The following is a 19,799-nucleotide window of genomic DNA, read 5'->3' as shown; positions in this document are numbered from 1 at the left end:
TGCCAGCCCCAGGCTGCGGCGCTTGCGCCATGTCAGCTTGCCCGGGGTGTGGAAAAGGCGCTTGCGGTTAAGCTCGCGGTATGAGTAACGGCCCTGTCCGCGCGAGCAGGCACGGGGTTGTATCCAGTAATGACGAGAGGAGTTCCATGCGCAGCGAAGTGATTGTGGTGTTGGATGCCGGAAAAGAGTACCGCACGGACACCAACGGGCTCACCCCCATGAGTTCCGATGAAGGACGGCATTGGCTGGACCAGCAGTTCATCTCCATGGACTGCGAGCCCCTGCGTGCCAGCGGCAAGGTACTGCTGGCCGACAAGCTGGTGGTGGTGGCGCGCGCGGCGCGTTCGCGTGCCGGGCTGTTCGACGACGAGCAGTGGCGCAACAGCTATGCCGTTGCAGCCCAGGCCGTGCTGTCCAAGCCGCTGATCCGTGTCGACGTGCCCGCCATGTCCATCAGCTACTGAAGGCTGACAGGCGAAGGCACATGAAAGAAGCCCGGGCATGTCCCGGGCTTCTTTCATTGGGGTCGGGCCTGCTTGCGCTTTGTTCAGCCTGCGGCCTGCAGGGCGGCCAGCAGCTTGGGGTGTATGCCGCCGAAGCCGCCGTTGCTCATGCACACCACATGGTCGCCCGGCCGGGCGGCTGCGAGGATCTGTCCGATCAGCGTGTCCATGTCGCCTGCCACCTGCGCCTTGCGGCCAGGGCCCACGCCCAGGGGATGCAGCGCCTCGGCGGCGTCCCAGTCCAGGCCGGCCGTGTGGCAGAACACCAGATCGGCGCTTTCCAGGGACCAGGGCAGTTGCGACTTCATGGTGCCCAGCTTCATGGTGTTGCTGCGCGGCTCGAACACCGCAAGGATGCGTGCCTGGCTGCCGAGTTTGCGGCGCAGGCCGTCCAGCGTGGTGCGTATGGCCGTGGGGTGGTGGGCGAAGTCGTCGTAGACGGATACGCCGCCCGCCATGCCGCGCAGCTCCATGCGTCGCTTGACGTTCTGAAAGCGCGCCAGCGCCTCGCAGGCCTGTGCCGGCGTCACGCCCACGTGCTCGGCTGCCGCAATGGCGGCCAGCGCGTTGAGCTGGTTGTGTTCCCCGGTCAGCGCCCATTCCAGGCGGGCCACCTTGCGGCCACGGTGCAGCACGTCGAAGGCGCTCGGATCGCCCTCTGCGCTGAAGTCGCTGACCACCGCCCCGAAGCTGGAAACCTCGCTCCAGCAGCCCTGGTGCAGCACGCGGGTGATGCTTTCCTCGATACCGTTGACAACAAGCCGGCCCGAAGCGGGGACGGTGCGCACCAGATGGTGGAACTGGCGTTCGATGGCACCGAGATCCTCGAAGATGTCGGCGTGATCGAACTCCAGGTTGTTGAGCACGGCCGTGCGCGGGCGGTAGTGCACGAACTTGCTGCGCTTGTCGAAGAAGGCCGTGTCGTATTCATCGGCCTCGATGACGAAGACGGGCTCCGCGCCGGCCGGGCCCTCGCCTGGCGTCGGGCGCCTGGATGCACCCAGGCGGGCCGAGACGCCGAAGTCCAGCGGCACGCCGCCGACCAGAAAGCCCGGGGCCAGGCCTGCGCATTCGAGAATCCAGGCCAGCATCGACGTCGTGGTCGTCTTGCCATGCGTGCCGGCCACGGCCAGCACATGGCGCGGGCAGGACGGATGGTGCAGCACATGTTCGCAAAGCCATTGCGGCCCGCTGGTGTAGGGAGCGCCGCTTTCGAGGATTGCCTCCATCAGCGGGAACTTGGGGCTGCCGTCGGGCAGGCGCGCGCGGCTGACCACGTTGCCTACGACATACATGTCGGGTTGCAGGGTCATCTGGTCGGCGCCGTAGCCCTCGATCAGCTCGATGCCCAGTGCACGCAGCTGATCGCTCATCGGCGGGTAGACGCCGGCGTCGCAGCCTGTGACGCGGTGCCCAGCCTCGCGCGCCAGCGCGGCCAGTCCGCCCATGAAGGTGCCGCAGATGCCCAGAATATGTATGTGCATGGCCGGGCATTCTACGGTTGCCGCCATGTCCGGGATGGCTGGCCTGCAAAAACAGGAGCTTGCGGCCCAGCAGGCACCGGGTCCCGGAAACACAAGGTTGCGAAATCGCCGGTGCAAGGCGCTGGCGGGAACATGCAAAGCCCGTCAGCGGCCGGCGTTGCTGCGGCTTGGGTCACAATGGCCCGGGGCCATCCGCAGGGAAGGCCTCTTATATATATGTAGGGATACAGCGGATCGTAAAGCCATGGACCAAGCCACTGCCGAAATTGCCCAGACTGCGGCCCGCCTCGTGGTCGAGGAAGGTCTGGAATGGGGGCCTGCCAAGCACCGCGCTGTGCGCCAGCTGGGACTGCCCTCGCGCACTGCGCTGCCGGGCAATGACCTGGTGGAAGAGGCTGTGCGCGAATACATCGCCCTGTTCTGCGCCGACACCCAGCCCCAGGAACTGCAGGCCCTGCGCGAGCTGGCTCTGCAATGGATGGATCGCCTGGCCGAGTTCCGTCCCCACCTGGCCGGCGCCGTCTGGCGCGGCACGGCCACGCGCCTGTCCGATATTTATCTGCAACTGTTTTGCGACGACCCCAAATCGGCAGAGATCGCACTGATCAACCAGCATGTGAACTACGAACCCAGCACCGTGACGGGATTCACCGGCCAGAGCGTGGAGGCGCTGAGCATCCATGCCTTCTGCCGCCCGCTGAACGAGGATGTGGGTGTGCACCTGCTGGTCCATGATCTTGACGATCTGCGCGGCGCGCTCAAGCCCGATGGACAGGGGCGCAGCCCGCGTGGCAGCGCAGAGGCATTGCGCAAGCTGTTGAACCAGGACGAAGGGGAGGCCGACCGTGGCTGATTCCGTGGATGCAGGTCAAAACACATCTTCCCGCCGCCGCTGGCTGATGGGCGGCGTTGCCGCCGCTGCGGGACTGGGTGGCGCCGGATTGGCCTGGTGGCGATTTCAGCCCCATGCCATGGAGTCCAGCGCCGAAGAGCAGCTGTGGCAGCAGCGTTTCATCACGCCGGATGGCTCGGCCATGACGCTGTCGCGCTGGCGTGGCAAGCCGGTGCTGGTCAATTTCTGGGCCACCTGGTGCCCGCCGTGCGTGCGCGAACTGCCCATGCTGGATGCCTTCTCGGCACGCCAAGACCAGCATGGCATTCAGGTCATTGGCCTGGCCGTGGACAAGCCCGAGGCAGTGCAGCGCTTTCTGGGCCGCACACCCCTGCGTTTCCCCGTGGCGCTGGCGGTGGAAGGCGGTCTGGGCCTGACCCGCTCGCTCGGCAATCTGCAGGGCGGACTGCCCTTCACCGTGCTGCTCGGCGAGGATGGCCTGGTGCGGCAACGTAAAATAGGTGAGCTTACTACCGAAGATCTGGCTTCCTGGAGCGCAAAAGGCTGATTTCCGCAGCGACCGAGCCTGTGCAGGCTCAGGAAATCCCCCGAATTCCATGGCGACGTTGATGAAAAATATGCCTCAAAGCACGCAGAAGGGCGAAATTGGAGTAAATTCGCGCCCTATTTAGTTGTTAGCCGCTGGAGCTCCCATGGATTTGCGAAAACTCAAGACCCTCATTGATCTGGTGTCCGAATCGAACGTGTCGGAACTGGAGATCACCGAAGCAGAGGGCAAGGTCCGGATCGTCAAGAGCGAAGGCGCCGTGGTGCAGCACTACGTGGCTGCGCCCATGCAGGCTCCGATGGCTGCGCCCGTGGCAGCACCTGTGGCTGCTCCCGCAGCAGCGCCCGTGGCAGCCCCTGCCGAGGCAGCCGTCGCGGGACATGTGGTGAAGTCGCCCATGGTCGGCACCTTCTACCGCGCATCCAGCCCTGGCGGCAAGCCTTTCGTGGAAGTGGGCAACCAGGTCAAGGAAGGCGAGACCATCTGCATCATCGAAGCGATGAAGATTCTCAACGAGATCGAGGCCGACAAGAGCGGCACCATTACCCGCATCCTGGGTGAAAACGGCCAGGCCGTCGAGTACGGCCAGCCCCTGTTCGTGATCGAGTAACCTGCAGGCGAGCGATGCCGCAAGCGGCACGACGCCCTGGCGCGAACGCATGCCGCGGCGCGACAGAGCAATTGGCTCAACTGACGGCTTCGGCCTGCGTACCGCCGCAGGCACCAAGCCGCGAGGACCTTCATGTTTAAGAAAATTTTGGTTGCCAACCGGGGCGAGATCGCCCTGCGCATCCAGCGCGCCTGCCGTGAACTGGGCATCAAGGCGGTGATGGTGTATTCCGAGGCCGACCGTGACGCAAAGTACGTCAAGCTGGCCGACGAGGCCGTGTGCATCGGCCCCGCTCCTTCGCCGCTGAGCTACCTCAACATGCCGGCCATCATCTCGGCCGCCGAGGTGACCGACGCCGAGGCGATCCACCCTGGCTACGGCTTTCTCAGCGAGAACGCCGACTTTGCCGAGCGCGTGGAAAAGAGCGGCTTCACCTTCATCGGCCCCACGCCCGACAACATCCGCACCATGGGTGACAAGGTCTCGGCCAAGCAGGCCATGATCAAGGCGGGCGTGCCCTGCGTGCCGGGCTCGGACGGCGAACTGCCCGACGATCCGGTGCAGATCCGCCGCATCGCCAAGGCCGTGGGCTATCCGGTGATCATCAAGGCCGCAGGCGGCGGCGGTGGCCGTGGCATGCGCGTGGTGCATACCGAGGCGGCGCTGATCAATGCCGTGCAGATGACCAAGGCCGAGGCCGGTGCGGCCTTCGGCAATCCGGCCGTCTACATGGAGAAGTTCCTGCAGAACCCGCGCCATGTGGAAATCCAGATCCTGGCCGACAACCATCGCAATGCCGTCTACCTGGGCGAGCGCGACTGCTCCATGCAGCGCCGCCACCAGAAGGTCATCGAGGAAGCGCCGGCTCCCGGCATTCCCCGTCGCCTGGTCGAGAAGATCGGCGAGCGCTGCGCTGCAGCCTGCAAGAAGCTGGGCTACCGTGGCGCAGGCACCTTCGAGTTCCTCTACGAAAACGGCGAGTTCTACTTCATCGAGATGAACACGCGCGTGCAGGTGGAGCATCCGGTGACGGAACTGATCACGGGCGTGGACATCGTTCGCACCCAGATCATGGTGGCCGCAGGCGAGAAGCTGCCTTTCACCCAGCGCCAGATCAATGCCCAGCTCAAGGGCCATGCGATCGAATGCCGCGTGAATGCCGAGGACCCCTACAACTTCATGCCTTCGCCAGGCCGCATCACCATGTGGCATGCGCCCGGTGGCCCGGGCGTGCGCGTGGACTCGCACGTCTACAACAACTACTTCGTGCCGCCGAACTACGACTCCATGATCGGCAAGATCATCGTTCACGGCGACACGCGCGAGCAGGCGCTGGCACGCATGCGCACTGCGCTGCTGGAGACCGTGGTCGAAGGCATCAAGACCAACATCCCGCTGCACCAGGACCTGATGGTGGACGCCAAGTTCATGGAAGGCGGCACCAACATCCACTATCTGGAAGAGTGGCTGGCGCACCGCAACGCCAACAAGCGTTGAGCGGGTCACCCGATCGACCATGCATGCTGGCCCCCGGCGACGGCGGCCGGCATTTTTCATTGATTGCTTAGAAAAGGATGGGCCCATGTTCGAGTTGAGTCTGCTGTGCCCGGAAGACCGGGTCGAAACCATCAGCGATGCACTGGATGCGCTGGACGCCCTGAGCGTATCGGTCGAGGACGCCGACGCGCAGACCGAGGCCGAGCAGGCCCTGTTCGGCGAGCCCGGCATGCCGCCACCCAAGGACGGCTGGCAGCGCAGCCGCCTGGTAGCGCTGTTCCCCACGCAGCAAGCGGCCGAAGAGGCACGTGATCTGCTGCTGCCCCAGGACTTCTTCGAGGGCTGCAGCATCATCGCCGTCAAGCAGGTGCCCGAGCAGGACTGGGTGCGCCTGACGCAGTCGCAGTTCGCCCCCGTGGACATCACCCCCGAATTCTGGATTGTTCCCACCTGGCACGAACTGCCGCCGCAGGCGCGCGTGAGCATCCGCCTGGACCCGGGCCTGGCCTTCGGCACGGGTACGCACCCGACCACGCGCATGTGCCTGCGCTGGATCGCACGCCAGCCCGAGGGCAGCCTGGGGCGCACGCTGGACTACGGCTGCGGCTCCGGCATCCTGGCCATCGGTGCGGCCAAGTTCGGTGCCACCGACATCGACGCGGTGGACATCGACCCGGCTGCCGTGGAGTCCACGCGCTACAACGCCGATGCCAACGCCGTGCAGTTGAAGGCCGGCCTGCCCGATGCCGTGACGGGTGAATACCGCACCGTGCTGGCCAACATCCTGGCCACGCCGCTCAAGGTGCTGGCGCCGCTGCTGTGCGCCCGCGTGGCGGAGGGTGGAAACCTGGTGCTGGCCGGCATCCTGGAGCGCCAGGCCGACGAACTCAAGCAGGCCTACGCGCCGTACCTGGCACTCGAAGTCGCCGACAGCGAAGATGGCTGGATCCTGATGACCGCGCGCCGCGCGGCCTGATTTGCGCCACGAGTCCCTGCGCGGCTGCCGCCTTCATGGCGCTGGCCGCGAGCAGCTGCCTACAATCGATCGCTGATGAGCCAAGTCACCCGCTGTCCTGCCTGTGGAACCCGTTTCAAAGTGGTGGCCGACCAGCTGCGAATTTCGCAGGGGTGGGTGCGCTGCGGCGTCTGCCATGAAGTGTTCGATGCCTCCGAGGATCTGCAGCCCCTGCCGGCCACGCCTGCGCATGCCGCCGGCAATCCCGTGGCGGGCGGGGCATCGCTCGATGGGCCGGAATTCGAGGACGATGACATCCGCGAATTCCGGGAGTCCATGTGGCTGCCGACGGCGCCCGTGGGGCTGCCGGGGCGGGGTGCTCCGGCACCGGCTGCAGCCACGGCAACTGCTGCAAGCACGGCGCCTGCTGCCAGGGTCGAGCCTTCGCCTGCCGTGCCGCCTGCCGAAGCTGCGGCTCCGCAGGCGCCCGCGTCCACGTCCACGTCCACGGCACCGCCTGCGCAGACCCCTTCGGCTTCTGCCGCCGACGATCCGGGCCGCGAGCTGCCTGGCGCGTCGCTGGTGGACGAGATCCTGGCGGCGTCCGTGGCTGCACCAGCGGCGCAGCCCCAGCCTGACGCGCGGCATGGGCCGGCGGTGGCGTCCCCGCCCAGCCTGGAGCCCGAACCCGAGCCTGAACCCCAGCCCGAGCCTGAACACAAGCCTGTTTCCGCGCCATCGCCGCACAAGGTGGATGGTGCCGTGCCGTCCCAGAAAGCCGATGCGCCTTCGCTGTCCGTCCCGACGGGCCTGGTCCGTGAATCGGAGCGGCAGGCGCAGGTATCCGTGCCTTCGCCGGAGTTCTCCCGCTGGCCCGACAGCGACGGCGAGGGTGGCAGCGACGACCAGCCTGCGCTGCCCGAGGCCGAGCCCGGCTTTGTGCGTCAGGCGCGGCGCAAGGCCTTCTGGCGCCGGCCTGCCGTACGCGTGGCCCTTGTGCTGGGCTGCCTGCTGGGCGCGGGCGCTTTGGCAGGCCAGGTGATGTGGGGCCAGCGCGATGCGCTGGCCGTGCAGCATCCTTCGCTGGCGCCCACGCTGCAGACCCTGTGCGCCATGGCGGGCTGCGAGCTGCAGCCGCGCCGACAGATCGGCGATGTGGTGATCGGCAGTTCGGGTTTTCGGCAGCTGCCGCGCAACGGCCAGTACCAATGGAGCCTGAGCCTGGAGAACCGTTCCGACTTCCCCGTGGCCATGCCCGCTGTCGAACTCACGCTCACCGATGCGCAGGACAAGCTGCTGCTGCGGCGCGTGATCCGGCTCGACCAGTTCGGTGCCCCCGCGCAGATCGAGGGCCATGGCGAATGGAGCGTGACCGCCCCGGTCGAAGTGCAGGGCCTGGAGTCCGCCGTTGCCGGTTACCGCGCCCTGGTTTTTTATCCCTGATTCCCCTGACTCTTCAAGAAAGCCGAGACACACCATGGCCGCTCTCATCTGCGGATCGCTTGCGTTCGACAACATCATGACCTTCGACGGAAGGTTTGCCGACCAGATCCTGCCTGACCAGTTGCACATCCTCAATGTGTCCTTCCTGGTGCCCACGCTGCGCCGCGATTTCGGCGGGTGCGCGGGCAACATCGCCTATGCGCTGAGGCTGCTGGGGGGCGATGCCTGGCCCATGGCCATGGTGGGCAGTGACGGTGCCGACTATGTGCAGCGTCTGCAGGATCTGGGCGTGCACACGGCGCACATCGGCCAGTTGCAGGACACGCACACGGCCCAGTGCATGATCATGACCGACCGCGACAACAACCAGATCACGGCCTTCCACCCGGGCGCCATGATGCAGGCCCACGGCAACCGCATCACGCCCGAACTCAGGGAGCAGGTGCGCGTGGGCATCATCGCTCCCGATGGCCGCGAGGCCATGATCGAGCATGCCCAGCAGTTCAAGGCTGCAGGCATTCCCTTCGTCTTCGATCCGGGCCAGGGCCTGCCCATGTTCGACGGGCAGGATCTGCGCCGCTTCATCGAGCAGGCCGACTGGGTGGCCGTGAACGACTATGAAGCCCGCATGCTCAGCGAGCGCACGGGCTGGAGCCTGGAGCAGATTTCAGGGCAGGTGCAGGGCCTGGTGGTGACGCTGGGCGCGCAAGGCTGCGAGGTCTGGGTGCAAGGCACCAAGACCCCGGTGGCGCCTGTGCAGCCCGCTGCCGTGGTTGACCCCACGGGCTGTGGCGACGCGTGGCGTGGCGCCCTGCTTTTCGGCCTGGAGCGTGGCTGGGATCTGGTGCGTTGTGCAGAACTGGGCAACCGCCTGGGTGCGCTCAAGATTGCCAGCCGCGGCCCGCAGAACTACGTGCTGGACTTCGCCAAGCCCTGAGGCGGTGATCGCTGGGTGGCGGTACAGCCGCCATCGTCGCAATGAAAAAAGCCCGACTCGAAAGAGCCGGGCTTTTTGCTTTGAGACCGGAGAAGTCTCAGGGCTTGCTGCCTGTGGGGAAGGGCCATGCGGCTTGGGGTGCCAGGCGGGTTTGCGCGATGGGCGCGGGTGCGGCAGCGGGAGCTGCAGGCGCGGCAGCGGCGGGAGCTGCTGCGGCCTTCTTGGGAGCAGCGGCCTTCTTCGGCGCTGCAGCCTTCTTGGCGGGAGCGGCAGGAGCTGCTGCAGCCTTGGCGGGTGCTGCTGCGGGCTTGGCAGCCGGTGCAGCGGCGGGCTTCTTGGCCGCAGGAGCTGCAGCCTTCTTGGCGGGAGCTGCGGCCTTCTTGGCGGCAGGAGCAGCAGCCTTCTTGGCAGGCGCGGCAGCCTTCTTTGCAGCAGGAGCAGCAGCCTTCTTGGCGGGCGCTGCGGCCTTCTTGGCAGCAGGCGCAGCAGCCTTCTTGGCAGGAGCTGCGGCCTTCTTGGCAGCAGGAGCAGCAGCCTTCTTGGCGGGAGCAGCGGCCTTCTTTGCAGCAGGAGCAGCAGCCTTCTTGGCAGGAGCGGCGGCCTTCTTTGCAGCAGGCGCAGCGGCCTTCTTGGCGGGAGCGGCGGCCTTCTTGGCAGCAGGAGCAGCAGCCTTCTTGGCGGGAGCAGCGGCCTTCTTTGCAGCAGGAGCAGCCGCCTTCTTGGCGGGAGCAGCGGCCTTCTTTGCAGCAGGCGCAGCAGCCTTCTTGGCAGGAGCGGCGGCCTTCTTGGCAGCAGGAGCAGCAGCCTTCTTGGCGGGAGCAGCGGCCTTCTTCGCAGCAGGCGCAGCAGCCTTCTTGGCAGCAGGAGCAGCAGCCTTCTTGGCGGGAGCGGCAGCCTTCTTTGCAGCAGGAGCCGCAGCCTTCTTGGCGGGCGCTGCCTTGGCAGTAGTGGCCGTGGCTTTCTTCACGGCTTCAGCCTTGGGGGCGGCCGCCTTTTTGGCGGTGGTCTTCTTGTCGGTGGGGGCCTTGGTAGAGGCCGTCTTCTTCGCAGTTGCCATCATCTTCTCCTTCGTTGATTTGCACAAAACACTTCGGGGTACGGGGCTCCGAAGCGATTCAATGCGATGTGGAGTGACGCATCGCAATGAACACGGAGACGCCCCACGCCGCAACACCATCGGTATTGCAAAAGCGTGAAGCGCGTCATGGTTCGCATTGTGCCTGCAGAGAAGCGATTAATCCCAGGAAAGTGCGCCTCCGGTTTGATACTCGATGACGCGTGTCTCAAAGAAGTTACGTTCCTTCTTCAAATCGATCATCTCGCTCATCCAGGGGAACGGGTTTTCCTCGTTGGGGAACAGGGCCTCCAGGCCGATCTGCGTGGCGCGGCGGTTGGCGATGTAGCGCAGGTAGCCCTTGAACATCGATGCGTTCATGCCCAGCACGCCGCGCGGCATGGTGTCCTCTGCGTAGCGGTATTCCAGCTCGACGGCCTTGACGAAAAGCGCCGTGATTTCTTCCTTGAATTCGGGTGTCCACAGCTGCGGATTTTCGAGCTTGAGCTGGTTGATCAGGTCGATGCCGAAGTTGCAGTGCATGGACTCGTCGCGCAGGATGTACTGGTACTGCTCGGCAGCGCCGGTCATCTTGTTCTGACGGCCCAGGGCCAGGATCTGCGTGAAGCCCACGTAGAAGAACAGGCCCTCCATCAGGCAGGCGAAAACGATGAGCGACTTCAGCAGCGTCTGGTCGGTCTCGAAGGTGCCGGTCTTGAAGCTGGGGTCCATGATCGCCTCGATGAAGGGGATCAGGAATTCGTCCTTGTCGCGGATGGAGGGAACCTCGAGATAGGCGTTGAAGATCTCGCCTTCATCCAGGCCCAGCGACTCCACGATGTACTGGTAGGCGTGGGTGTGGATGGCTTCCTCGAAGGCCTGGCGCAGCAGGAACTGGCGGCACTCGGGTGCGGTGATGTGGCGGTAGGTGCCCAGCACGATGTTGTTGGCAGCCAGCGAGTCGGCCGTCACGAAGAAGCCCAGGTTGCGCTTGACGATGCGGCGCTCGTCCTCGGTCAGGCCGTTGGGGTCCTTCCACAGGGCGATGTCGCGGTTCATGTTCACTTCCTGCGGCATCCAGTGGTTGGCGCAGGTGGCCAGGTACTTTTCCCAGGCCCACTTGTACTTGAAGGGCACCAGCTGGTTGACGTCGGTCTTGGCGTTGATGATTCGCTTGTCGGCGGCGTTGACGCGCTGGTGTGTGCCGGTGGCGGGGGCAGCTCCTGCGCCGGTCGGCGTGTTCGAGAGGGTGGCGTCGTCGTCAAAGGTCAGCATTGCAATTTTCTCCGGCATGCCCTGAGGCATATGTTCAGTTCATTCGGTGCGAAAGAGGCCTCTCTTTCTGCTCCGGTCAATGTAGGACCATGGGTGGCCTGGCATGTTGAGCAGGCCCAAGGTCCATGGCGAAGATCCTGCGCATGGCGCTGGCTGGCGGGCAGGGCGCGGGGCCTGCGCCGTGGCGAGGCCCCGCGCTGCGCGGCTTACTGGCAGGCTTCGCAGCCGGGATCGTCGATGGCGCAGAACTTGATGTCCGTCGCCGGGGCCTGGGCGCGTGCGGCGGCTGCCGCGGCTTCCAGGGCGCTGGAGGTGCTCACGGCAGCGGGCTGGGCGGCAGCCGTGGGCACTGCGTTGAGCACGCGGCTTTGCACCGTGGACTTCTCGATGTTGGTGGCGCTGGTGGTGCGCAGGTAGTAGGTGGTCTTCAGGCCACGCAGCCAGGCCAGCTTGTAGGTGTCGTCCAGCTTCTTGCCCGAGGCGCCGGCCATGTAGATGTTCAGGCTCTGGGCCTGGTCGATCCACTTCTGGCGGCGTGCAGCGGCCTCGACCAGCCAGGTGGGCTCGACCTCGAAGGCGGTGGCGTACAGGTTCTTGACGTCCTGGGGCACGCGGTCGATGGGGCGCAGCGAGCCGTCGAAATGCTTGAGGTCCATGACCATCACGTCGTCCCACAGGCCCAGGCGCTTCAGGTCGCGCACCAGGTACTGGTTGATGACGGTGAACTCGCCGGACAGGTTGGACTTGACCGACAGGTTGCCGAACGAAGGCTCGATGGAGGCATCGACGCCGACGATGTTGGAGATGGTCGCCGTGGGCGCGATGGCCACGCAGTTGGAGTTGCGCATGCCGTGCTGGCCGATCTTGGCGCGCAGCGCATCCCAGTCCAGGCGCGAGGAACGGTCCACTTCCACGTAGCCGCCGCGGGCCTTCTCCAGCAGGTTCAGCGTGTCCAGCGGCAGGATGCCCTGGTCCCACAGCGAGCCCTTGTAGCTGGAGTACTGGCCGCGTTCCCTGGCCAGTTCGGTGGAGGCCCAGTAGGCGTAGTAGCAGATGGCTTCCATCGACTGGTCGGCGAACTCGACGGCCGCGTCGCTGGCGTAGGCGATGCGCATTTCATAGAGCGCATCCTGGAAGCCCATCAGGCCCAGGCCCACGGGGCGATGGCGCAGGTTGGAGTCCTTGGCCTTCTGCACGGCGTAGTAGTTGATGTCGATCACGTTGTCCAGCATGCGCATGGCCGTGGTGATGGTCTTGCGCAGCTTGCCGTGGTCGATGGCGCCGTTGGTGATGTGGCGCGCCAGGTTGACCGAGCCCAGGTTGCAGACGGCGGTCTCGGTGTCGCTGGTGTTCAGCGTGATCTCGGTGCACAGGTTGGACGAGTGCACCACGCCGGCGTGCTGCTGGGGCGAGCGCACGTTGCAGGGGTCCTTGAAGGTGACCCAGGGGTGGCCGGTCTCGAACAGCATGGACAGCATCTTGCGCCACAGGTCCACGGCCGGGATGCGCTTGAACAGCTTGAGCTCGCCGGTGTCGGCCTTGGTTTCGTAGGCCGTGTAGGCGCGCTCGAAGGCTGCGCCGAAGAGGTCGTGCAGGTCGCCGACATCGGAGGGCGAGAACAGGGTCCACTGGCCCTTTTCCATGACGCGCTTCATGAACAGGTCGGGAATCCAGTTCGCCGTGTTCATGTCGTGCGTGCGGCGGCGGTCGTCGCCCGTGTTCTTGCGCAGCTCGAGGAATTCCTCGATGTCCAGGTGCCAGGTCTCCAGGTACGTGCAGACGGCGCCCTTGCGCTTGCCGCCCTGGTTCACGGCCACGGCCGTGTCGTTGACCACCTTGAGGAAGGGCACCACGCCCTGCGACTCGCCGTTCGTGCCCTTGATGCGCGAACCCAGGGCGCGCACGCGCGTCCAGTCGTTGCCCAGGCCGCCGGCGAACTTGGACAGCAGGGCGTTTTCCTTGATCGACTCATAGATGCCGTCCAGATCGTCGGGCACCGTGGTCAGGTAGCACGAAGACAGCTGCGAGCGCAGCGTGCCGCTGTTGAACAGCGTGGGCGTGCTGCTCATGAAGTCGAAGGAAGACAGCAGTTCGTAGAACTCGATGGCGCGCGCGTTGCGGTCCTCTTCCTGCAGCGCCAGGCCCATGGCCACGCGCATGAAGAAGGACTGGGGCAGCTCGATGCGCGTCTTGCGCACGTGCAGGAAGTAGCGGTCGTACAGGGTCTGCAGGCCCAGGTAGTCGAACTGCTGGTCGCGTTCGGCCTTGAGGGCGGCAGCCAGGCGGGGCAGGTCGTAGTTCAGCAGCTCGGGGTTGAGCAGCTCGTTGTCCACGCCCTTCTGGATGAAGCCGGGGAAGTAGGCGGCGTAGGCCGACTGGATGTCGGCAGGCTGCACGTCATGGCCCATGACCTCGCGCACGATGGTGTGCAGCAGCAGGCGGGCGGTGACGTAGGTGTAGTCGGGGTCCTTTTCGATCAGCGTGCGCGCGGCCAGGATGGAGGCCTTGAAGACTTCTTCGATCGGCACGCCGTCGTACAGGTTGCGCAGCGTCTCGGCAACGATGGGCGCGGCCTGGATGTCGGCATTGAGGTTGCGGCAGGAGGCCTCGATCAGGGCCAGCAGGCGGGCCTGGTCCAGAGGAACGCGCTGGCCGTTGTCGGTCACATGCAGCACGGGGGCGGGCGCGGCCGCAGCGGCGGCAGCGGCCTCGGCGGCCTTCTTCTGCTCGGCACGCTCCTGGTTGCGGCGGTCGCGGTACAGCACGTAGGCGCGCGCCACGTCGTGGTGGCCGCCGCGCATCAGGCCCAGCTCGACCTGGTCCTGCACGTCTTCAATATGGAAGGTGCCGCCGCCCGGACGCGAGCGCAGCAGGGCGCGCACCACGGCCTGGGTGAGCTCGTCCACGGTCTCGCGCACGCTGGCGGAGGCAGCGCCCTGGGCGCCGCGCACGGCCAGGAAGGCCTTGGTCAGCGCGACGGCGATCTTTTGCGGGGTGAAGGGCACCACGTCGCCGCTGCGGCGGATGATCTGGTAGCCGTCCTGCACGGACAGGTGATGGGCGGAGGAAGGATTGGCAGCATCACCGTGCGCAGCGGGAGCCAAAGAATTCAGTGCTTCTTGCATGAGTTTCCTCAACGGGTGTTTGTGGATAGAACGGACGCGGACCTGCACTGGGGGCAGGCTTGCTGGGAGATGGAATCGGGGCCGGATGTGCACACCGTTTTCACAGGGTGTGCACAGCTTGTGAACACTAGATATGGTGTCCGGCGTGCTCTCAGGCACTACCTGTAGTGTATCGCCGTCTCATGTACACGGGGTACTCACGGCCGGAAAACCGCTGTTTGCGCTGCGCCAAAACAGTGCCCAGCATGCAAGCCCATAGCAGCAGATCACCGCTGCGCGGTGGCTGGCGGGCGATGGCCTGTCGCAAGCCGCTACAGCCTTGCCGCTGCGCCGGTCGGACCGCCGAAAGCCCCATGAACAGTGGGGCTGCGACACATGCGTGAATTTGTAAAAAAAGATCAGGCCGGCCCGGCGTGCGCCTGCGCGCCACATGGGTTGCTTTCTGGATTGACAGCGCACTTTTCCTGGGCCTGTGGACAAGCCGGCCTGCGTGCAAGGCCTGGCGCAGTCCGGCAGGAGGGTGTGTGCTTACGTGGAGGGCTGGCCGGCGCGGGGCGGCAGCTGCCAGTTCGCCGTGGCCTGGTGACGGGACAGCAGCCCGCGCAGCCGGGGCCAGTCGAAGCCGGGGCCGGGATCGCGTTTGCGGCCGGGCGCAATGTGCTCATGGCCTGCGAGATGGGCGACGGGGTAGCGTGCGGCGATGGCTTCGCACAGGTTCTCCAGGGCCGCATATTGCGCCGGCTCGAACGGCAGTCCCTCCAGGCCCTCCAGCTCTATGCCGATGGAGTCGTCGTTGCAGCGGTCCTTGCCGCGCCAGCTGGAGGCGCCCGCATGCCAGGCGCGCGCGTCACAGTCCACAAATTGCCAGACCTCGCCCAGGCGCGTGACGAAGAAATGCGCCGACACCTCCAGGCCGCGTATGCCCTGGTAGTAAGGATGGGCGTCCCAGTCGAGCTGGTTGGTGAACAGTTGCTGGACCGCCCCCGTGCCGTACTCGCCGGGGGGCAGGCTGATGGAGTGCACGACGACCAGATCGACCAGGGCCTGGGCCGGGCGCTCGCCGAAGTTGGGCGAGGGCAGGTGGCGTGCCTGTTGCAGCCAGCCGCCTTGCCAGGTCCAGGCCGGGCCCATGGTCGTGGTGGCTGGTGCCTGCGGATCAGGCTTCGCCATGGCTGCCTCCGTCCGCCTCGGCGCTGGCGTCGCCGGGCAGGGCGATGTTCAGCCGGTCGATGCGGTAGCGGATCTGGCGCAGGCTCAGCCCCAGGCGTGCGGCCGTGGCCGTGCGGTTGAAGCCGTTTTCCTGCAGCGCCTGCACCAGGATGCCGCGCTCGCGCTCGTCCAGCCAGGCCTGCAGGTCGCGGGGCAGCTCCATGTCGGCAGGCTCCGGCGGCGGTGCGGCGCCGTCGTGCGCCTGGGTCTGCGTCGATGCGGGTGGAGCCGGCGGAGTGCCGCAGGGCAGCTGCATCTCGGGGTCTATGCGCAGCGGCCCTTCCTCGCCCAGCGTGATGGCGCGGTGCAGCAGGTTCTCCAGTTCACGCACATTGCCGGGCAGGGGCAGGCGGGCGATCTGCTCCAGGGAACGCTCGTCGATCTCGGGCATGGGCAGGCCCGACTCCTGCGACAGCCGTGCCAGCAATGCACGGCACAGCGCGGGCAGGTCCTCGCGGCGCTCGCGCAGCGGCGGAAGAAGTACTTCGATGACGTTGAGGCGGTAGTACAGGTCCTGGCGAAAACGTCCTGCCTGCACGTCGGCGGCCAGGTCGCGGTGGGTGGCGCTGACGATGCGCACGTCGGCTGCTTCCTCCTGCGCCGAGCCCAGGGGGCGCACGCGGCGTTCCTGGATGGCGCGCAGCAGCTTGGCCTGCATGGGCAGCGGCAGGTCGCCGATTTCGTCGAGGAACAGGGTGCCGCCGCGTGCCGCCTGGAAGTAGCCGTCGCGGTCCTGGGTGGCTCCGGTATAGGAGCCCTTGCGGGCGCCGAAGAACTCGGCTTCCAGCAGGTTTTCGGGGATGGCGCCGCAGTTCACGGCCACCATGGGGCCGTGGGCGCGCTGGCTGCAGGCGTGCAGGGCGCGCGCCACCAGCTCCTTGCCCGTGCCCGACTCGCCGTGCACCAGCACCGGCGCCATGCCGCGCGCCACCTTGGCAATGCGCTGCTTGACGGCCTGCATGGCGGGCGACTCCCCAACCATGGCGTCGAGCGCCCCGCCGCCGCTGAGCACGGGGCTTGCGGCCGACGCCGCCGAGGGGCTGCGCGCCGGCATCACGCCGGGGGGCGGCACGCCGCCCACGCCCTGGGCGGCCGAGGCCACGACCAGGCGGAACTGCTTGAGGTCCACGGGCTTGGTCAGATAGTCGAAGGCGCCCGAGCGCAGGGCTTCGACGGCATTTTCGGCCGAGCCGTAGGCGGTCATGACCACGCAGCGTTCTCGCCGCTGCTGGTTGCGCAGGTCCTGCAGCAGCTCCATTCCCATGCCGTCGGGCAGGCGCATGTCGGTGATGACCACGTCGAAGCGCTGGGTCTGCAGCTGTTCGCGCGCCTCGCCCACGCTGGCGGCGGTTTCCACGCGGTAGCCTTCGCGCAGCAGGGTCAGTTCATATAGGGTGCGCAGATCCGGCTCGTCGTCCACGACAAGAATCGATGCGGCAGCGGGCAGGGAGTTCAAGGGCATCACACCACAATCTGGTCAAACAGGGAGGCCGGCAGAGCCGATGCGGCGCCGGCGCGGAACACGATGCTGAAGGCATTGCCCTCGACAGGGCCGTGCGGCGCGGGCCGCGACAGCCGCTGGTAGCTGATGCCTGCATCGTAGCGCTGGCACAGCTCGCGGCAGATGTACAGGCCCAGGCCGCTGGAGCGGCTTTCCGACGAGAAGAAGGGCTCGAACAGATGGCGCTGCACCGTGGGCTCCAGTGCGGCGCCGTCGCTCCAGACCTGCAGCCAGATCTGGCCTGCGGCCGGCGCGCCGGTCAGCACCTGCAGCGTATGCGGCTGCTGGGCGTTGCTGCGGTAGCGCTGGGCGTTGTCCAGCAGGTTCACCAGGATGCGGCGCAGGTGCTCGCCGTCGAACACCACGGTCCTTGCGCGCGCGTCCAGCAGCAGCTGGATGCTGCGCGCAGGCTGGCCCTGGGCCTGCCACTCCTGGCAGGCCTGGGCCACATGCTGGTCCAGGTCCAGCAGGCCGGCGTGGGCCTCGCCAATGTGCTGCTGGGCCCGCGCGATGTTGAGCACGTCCTCGACGGTGCGCGCCAGCCGCTCGGCGTTCTGGCCCACGATGCGGCACAGCTGCTGCTGGGCCGGGTTCTGCGCCAGATCTTCTGCCAGCAGGGCGTTGGCCTGGGTGATGGCGGCCAGCGGATTGCGGATCTCATGGGCCACGGCGGCGGACATGCGGCCCATGGAGGCCAGCTTTTCCGTGCGCAGCCGCGCCTCCAATTCGCGCAGGTCGTGCAGAAAGACCACGCACAGCTGCTGCAGCAGCGCGGGCTCGGCGGCATCGGTGGCGTCGGACGGGGTGGCGACCTCGGTCAGCCAGGTGCGCAGATGCAGTCCCGTCATGCCTTCCTGGCCGATGGACTGCAGATGGATGGCGGCCGATATCGGCAGGTTCTGGGCAAAGCTCTGGGCCACGGCATCCTGCAGCCGCTGCCAGCCGGCGTGCTCCTTGAGTGCGAAGGGCAGGGCATGCGCGTCGGCCAGTCCCAGCAGGTGCAGCGCGGCCGGGTTGGCCTGCTGCACGCGGAATTGGGGATCAACCACCAGCACGCCTTCGCCCAGGTGGCGGATCACCAGGGCATTGACCTGCTCCTGGGCCTGGGCCTTGCGGCTGCTGTGCTGTGCCAGGTGCCGCTCGCGCCGCACGCGGCGCGCCAGCTCGTGCGTCAGATAGGCCACGGCGAAATAGCCTGCGCAGGCAAAGCTGGCCTGGTAGTAGGCCTGGGTACTTTCTATGCGGCCCGCCAGGTCCTGCCATGCGACCCAGCCCAGGGTCAGCAGCGTGACGCTGGCCGTGGTGGCCAGCGCCAGCGTCAGATTGCCCAGCACGGCCGAAATCAGGATGGGGATGGCCAGCAGGGCCGAGTAGTTGAGCGGGCCTGTCTGCAACACCTGCAGCAGGCAGATGGCCGCGATGTCCACGCCGATCACGGGCAGCCAGTGCACGCCGGCGCGGGCAGAGGGCGGCTGCTCGCGTGCGGTCAGCCGGACCAGCAGCGTCAGCCCCAGGTAGCCCAGGCAGACCAGCCAGACCAGGGGATTGCCGCCGGGCTGCACGCTGAGCAGCGCCAGCTGCAGCAGCAGCAGCGCGGTGGCGATGAGAACGCGGCCCGTCAGAAATCCCTGCCACAGCCGGACGAAGGGGGCGTTGGCGTCGTGCGGCGACTGCGCCGTGGCCTCGTCGATGGTGGGCGGCGGGGAGCGGGCGGCGTCCTGCATGCTCAGCGCCGTTGCGCCAGGGCCCGGTGCTCGGCGCTGCAATAGCTGCGGCCTGCGGCCTCGATGGCTTCGCTGCGCGGCAGGTGCAGTCCGCAGTGCGCGCATTCGACCATGTCCTGTGGAGCCGCCAGCGGCGCGTTGGCCGGGTTGGCCGGGTTGCGCGGCGCAGCCGCCTGGCGCCGCTCACGGGCCTCGGTGCGGCGCTGGCCGCGCCAGACGCCGACGGCAATGACGATGACGATCAGGACCAGCAGGTACTTCATGCGGCGCGCTCCAGCAGCACTTCCATTACGAAGCGTGATCCCGCATAGGCCAGCAGCAGCAGCGCGGCGCCCGCGTAGAGCACGCGCACGGCGCTGCGGCCACGCCAGCCAAAGCGCGCACGGCCGATCAGCAGCACGGCAAAGGTCAGCCACGACAGCAGCGAGAACACCGACTTGTGGTTCCAGACCCAGGCCTTGCCGTAGAGCTGTTCGCCGAACAGCCAGCCTGCGGCCAGCGTGGCCGTGAGCAGCACAAAGCCTGCGGACACGAAGCGGAAGGTCAGGCGCTCCAGCGTGAGAAGGGGCAGGCCGCTGTCATGCCCGCCACCGCCCAGCCGCATGTGCTGCTCGGCGCGTGTCATCAGCGAGGCATGGACCACGGCGGCGGCGAACAGTCCGTAGGAGGCAATGCCCAGCGCCAGGTGCAGCGGCAGCCAGGGCGAGGCGTTGACATGCAGGGGCGTTCCCGGAAACAGCGCGGCCAGGAGCACGGCGGCCGTGCCCAGCGCTGACAGCGCCAATTGCGCGCGCATCTTGGGGAACAACTGCTGTTCGACCCCATAGACGGTGAGCACCAGCCAGGCCGTCATGGACAGTGCTGGCGCGAACCCGAAGTGCGGCTGTTCCCCGAGCAGGCCCCAGGCCAGGGCCAGGGCGTGGAGCACCCAGGCCAGGCGCAATGCGGCGCGGGCGCCAGCATGGCTGATGCGTCGGGCACCGGCGGCCGGCACGGCATAGGCCACGGCTGCGGCAAGCGCCAGCATCCAGCCCAGGGGCGATGCGTTGGCGGAAATCAGGGGGACGGAGAGCATCTTTCTA

Annotated in this window: 17 protein-coding genes; 8 read left to right on the top strand and 9 right to left on the bottom strand. The window is 66.9% G+C overall.

Annotated elements, in window-relative coordinates:
• Positions 1 to 146 precede the first annotated feature (146 nt).
• Positions 147 to 464: a hypothetical protein gene (locus tag G4D77_RS11180; protein WP_016448012.1), complete on the top strand. Its 318-nt coding sequence runs from the start codon at positions 147 to 149 to the stop codon at positions 462 to 464.
• Positions 465 to 547: 83 nt separating this feature from the next.
• On the opposite strand, the gene mpl is transcribed toward G4D77_RS11180, so the two are convergent.
• Positions 548 to 1,987 (bottom strand): UDP-N-acetylmuramate:L-alanyl-gamma-D-glutamyl-meso-diaminopimelate ligase, encoded by a 1,440-nt coding sequence (gene mpl / locus G4D77_RS11175; RefSeq protein ID WP_061288105.1) that lies wholly within the window; start codon positions 1,985 to 1,987, stop codon positions 548 to 550.
• 244 nt (positions 1,988 to 2,231) lie between these two features.
• On the opposite strand from mpl, the gene G4D77_RS11170 reads away from it, so the two are divergent.
• The 7 genes from G4D77_RS11170 to G4D77_RS11140 all read left to right on the top strand — a co-directional run bounded on the left by G4D77_RS11170 (position 2,232) and on the right by G4D77_RS11140 (position 8,829).
• Entirely contained in the window at positions 2,232 to 2,840 is a 609-nt protein-coding gene (locus G4D77_RS11170; RefSeq protein ID WP_016448010.1) for a hypothetical protein, read from the top strand.
• Between the two features lie 46 nt (positions 2,841 to 2,886).
• Positions 2,887 to 3,387: a TlpA family protein disulfide reductase gene (locus G4D77_RS11165; RefSeq protein ID WP_016448009.1), complete on the top strand. Its 501-nt coding sequence runs from the start codon at positions 2,887 to 2,889 to the stop codon at positions 3,385 to 3,387.
• Positions 3,388 to 3,532: 145 nt separating this feature from the next.
• Entirely contained in the window at positions 3,533 to 3,997 is a 465-nt protein-coding gene (gene accB, locus G4D77_RS11160; RefSeq protein ID WP_016448008.1) for an acetyl-CoA carboxylase biotin carboxyl carrier protein, read from the top strand.
• Positions 3,998 to 4,129: 132 nt separating this feature from the next.
• A complete protein-coding gene (gene accC, locus G4D77_RS11155; protein ID WP_016448007.1) occupies positions 4,130 to 5,494 on the top strand; it encodes an acetyl-CoA carboxylase biotin carboxylase subunit in 1,365 nt (454 codons plus the stop codon).
• An 85-nt stretch (positions 5,495 to 5,579) separates the two neighbouring features.
• The gene (gene prmA, locus G4D77_RS11150) at positions 5,580 to 6,470 is read left to right on the top strand and encodes a 50S ribosomal protein L11 methyltransferase (RefSeq protein ID WP_154835649.1); all 891 of its coding nucleotides are present in this window, start codon (positions 5,580 to 5,582) and stop codon (positions 6,468 to 6,470) included.
• A 75-nt stretch (positions 6,471 to 6,545) separates the two neighbouring features.
• Positions 6,546 to 7,892: a zinc-ribbon and DUF3426 domain-containing protein gene (locus tag G4D77_RS11145; protein ID WP_213757959.1), complete on the top strand. Its 1,347-nt coding sequence runs from the start codon at positions 6,546 to 6,548 to the stop codon at positions 7,890 to 7,892.
• A gap of 34 nt (positions 7,893 to 7,926) precedes the next feature.
• Positions 7,927 to 8,829, top strand: coding sequence for a carbohydrate kinase family protein (locus G4D77_RS11140; RefSeq protein WP_154835646.1), 903 nt, complete (start codon positions 7,927 to 7,929; stop codon positions 8,827 to 8,829).
• A 97-nt stretch (positions 8,830 to 8,926) separates the two neighbouring features.
• Here the strand turns inward: G4D77_RS11140 and G4D77_RS11135 are convergent, their stop codons facing one another.
• From G4D77_RS11135 to G4D77_RS11100, 8 genes are all read right to left on the bottom strand, one after another.
• Positions 8,927 to 9,886, bottom strand: coding sequence for a hypothetical protein (locus tag G4D77_RS11135; RefSeq protein WP_074922800.1), 960 nt, complete (start codon positions 9,884 to 9,886; stop codon positions 8,927 to 8,929).
• Between the two features lie 177 nt (positions 9,887 to 10,063).
• A complete protein-coding gene (locus G4D77_RS11130) occupies positions 10,064 to 11,158 on the bottom strand; it encodes a ribonucleotide-diphosphate reductase subunit beta (RefSeq protein WP_016448002.1) in 1,095 nt (364 codons plus the stop codon).
• Between the two features lie 206 nt (positions 11,159 to 11,364).
• Positions 11,365 to 14,283, bottom strand: a complete 2,919-nt coding sequence (locus G4D77_RS11125) for a ribonucleoside-diphosphate reductase subunit alpha (protein ID WP_016448001.1) — start codon at positions 14,281 to 14,283, stop codon at positions 11,365 to 11,367.
• A 528-nt stretch (positions 14,284 to 14,811) separates the two neighbouring features.
• On the bottom strand, positions 14,812 to 15,453 hold the full coding sequence (gene ampD, locus G4D77_RS11120) for a 1,6-anhydro-N-acetylmuramyl-L-alanine amidase AmpD (protein WP_016448000.1): 642 nt from the start codon (positions 15,451 to 15,453) through the stop codon (positions 14,812 to 14,814).
• Positions 15,440 to 16,954: a sigma-54-dependent transcriptional regulator gene (locus G4D77_RS11115; RefSeq protein WP_154835644.1), complete on the bottom strand. Its 1,515-nt coding sequence runs from the start codon at positions 16,952 to 16,954 to the stop codon at positions 15,440 to 15,442. The genes ampD and G4D77_RS11115 overlap by 14 nt, the downstream gene beginning before the upstream one ends.
• Complete coding sequence (locus G4D77_RS11110; protein ID WP_016447998.1) at positions 16,954 to 18,717, bottom strand: sensor histidine kinase; 1,764 nt, start codon at positions 18,715 to 18,717, stop codon at positions 16,954 to 16,956. The genes G4D77_RS11115 and G4D77_RS11110 overlap by 1 nt, the downstream gene beginning before the upstream one ends.
• A gap of 2 nt (positions 18,718 to 18,719) precedes the next feature.
• Positions 18,720 to 18,980, bottom strand: coding sequence for a PP0621 family protein (locus G4D77_RS11105; RefSeq protein WP_016453148.1), 261 nt, complete (start codon positions 18,978 to 18,980; stop codon positions 18,720 to 18,722).
• Positions 18,977 to 19,792 carry a cytochrome C assembly family protein gene (locus G4D77_RS11100; protein ID WP_017407444.1) on the bottom strand — a complete coding sequence of 272 codons (816 nt, stop codon included), beginning with the start codon at positions 19,790 to 19,792 and terminating at the stop codon, positions 18,977 to 18,979. The genes G4D77_RS11105 and G4D77_RS11100 overlap by 4 nt, the downstream gene beginning before the upstream one ends.
• Positions 19,793 to 19,799: the final 7 nt, after the last annotated feature.

Source organism: Delftia sp. WY8, from assembly GCF_018437695.1.
GTDB lineage: Bacteria > Pseudomonadota > Gammaproteobacteria > Burkholderiales > Burkholderiaceae_C > Comamonas > Comamonas tsuruhatensis.
Note: the sequence above shows the minus strand (reverse complement) of the source record. Positions and strands in the feature narration are given on the sequence as shown.

Bases quoted from the DNA above. Each gene is read 5' to 3' on its own strand.
- ampD (WP_016448000.1), bottom strand. From the start codon at position 15,453: ATGGCGAAGCCTGATCCGCAGGCACCAGCCACCACGACCATGGGCCCG.
- accC (WP_016448007.1), top strand. From the start codon at position 4,130: ATGTTTAAGAAAATTTTGGTTGCCAACCGGGGCGAGATCGCCCTGCGC.
- accB (WP_016448008.1), top strand. From the start codon at position 3,533: ATGGATTTGCGAAAACTCAAGACCCTCATTGATCTGGTGTCCGAATCG.
- G4D77_RS11165 (WP_016448009.1), top strand. From the start codon at position 2,887: ATGGGCGGCGTTGCCGCCGCTGCGGGACTGGGTGGCGCCGGATTGGCC.
- G4D77_RS11125 (WP_016448001.1), bottom strand. From the start codon at position 14,283: ATGCAAGAAGCACTGAATTCTTTGGCTCCCGCTGCGCACGGTGATGCT.
- G4D77_RS11140 (WP_154835646.1), top strand. From the start codon at position 7,927: ATGGCCGCTCTCATCTGCGGATCGCTTGCGTTCGACAACATCATGACC.
- G4D77_RS11115 (WP_154835644.1), bottom strand. From the start codon at position 16,954: ATGCCCTTGAACTCCCTGCCCGCTGCCGCATCGATTCTTGTCGTGGAC.
- prmA (WP_154835649.1), top strand. From the start codon at position 5,580: ATGTTCGAGTTGAGTCTGCTGTGCCCGGAAGACCGGGTCGAAACCATC.
- G4D77_RS11135 (WP_074922800.1), bottom strand. From the start codon at position 9,886: ATGGCAACTGCGAAGAAGACGGCCTCTACCAAGGCCCCCACCGACAAG.
- G4D77_RS11110 (WP_016447998.1), bottom strand. From the start codon at position 18,717: ATGCAGGACGCCGCCCGCTCCCCGCCGCCCACCATCGACGAGGCCACG.
- G4D77_RS11170 (WP_016448010.1), top strand. From the start codon at position 2,232: ATGGACCAAGCCACTGCCGAAATTGCCCAGACTGCGGCCCGCCTCGTG.
- G4D77_RS11100 (WP_017407444.1), bottom strand. From the start codon at position 19,792: ATGCTCTCCGTCCCCCTGATTTCCGCCAACGCATCGCCCCTGGGCTGG.
- mpl (WP_061288105.1), bottom strand. From the start codon at position 1,987: ATGCACATACATATTCTGGGCATCTGCGGCACCTTCATGGGCGGACTG.
- G4D77_RS11145 (WP_213757959.1), top strand. From the start codon at position 6,546: ATGAGCCAAGTCACCCGCTGTCCTGCCTGTGGAACCCGTTTCAAAGTG.
- G4D77_RS11180 (WP_016448012.1), top strand. From the start codon at position 147: ATGCGCAGCGAAGTGATTGTGGTGTTGGATGCCGGAAAAGAGTACCGC.
- G4D77_RS11105 (WP_016453148.1), bottom strand. From the start codon at position 18,980: ATGAAGTACCTGCTGGTCCTGATCGTCATCGTCATTGCCGTCGGCGTC.
- G4D77_RS11130 (WP_016448002.1), bottom strand. From the start codon at position 11,158: ATGCTGACCTTTGACGACGACGCCACCCTCTCGAACACGCCGACCGGC.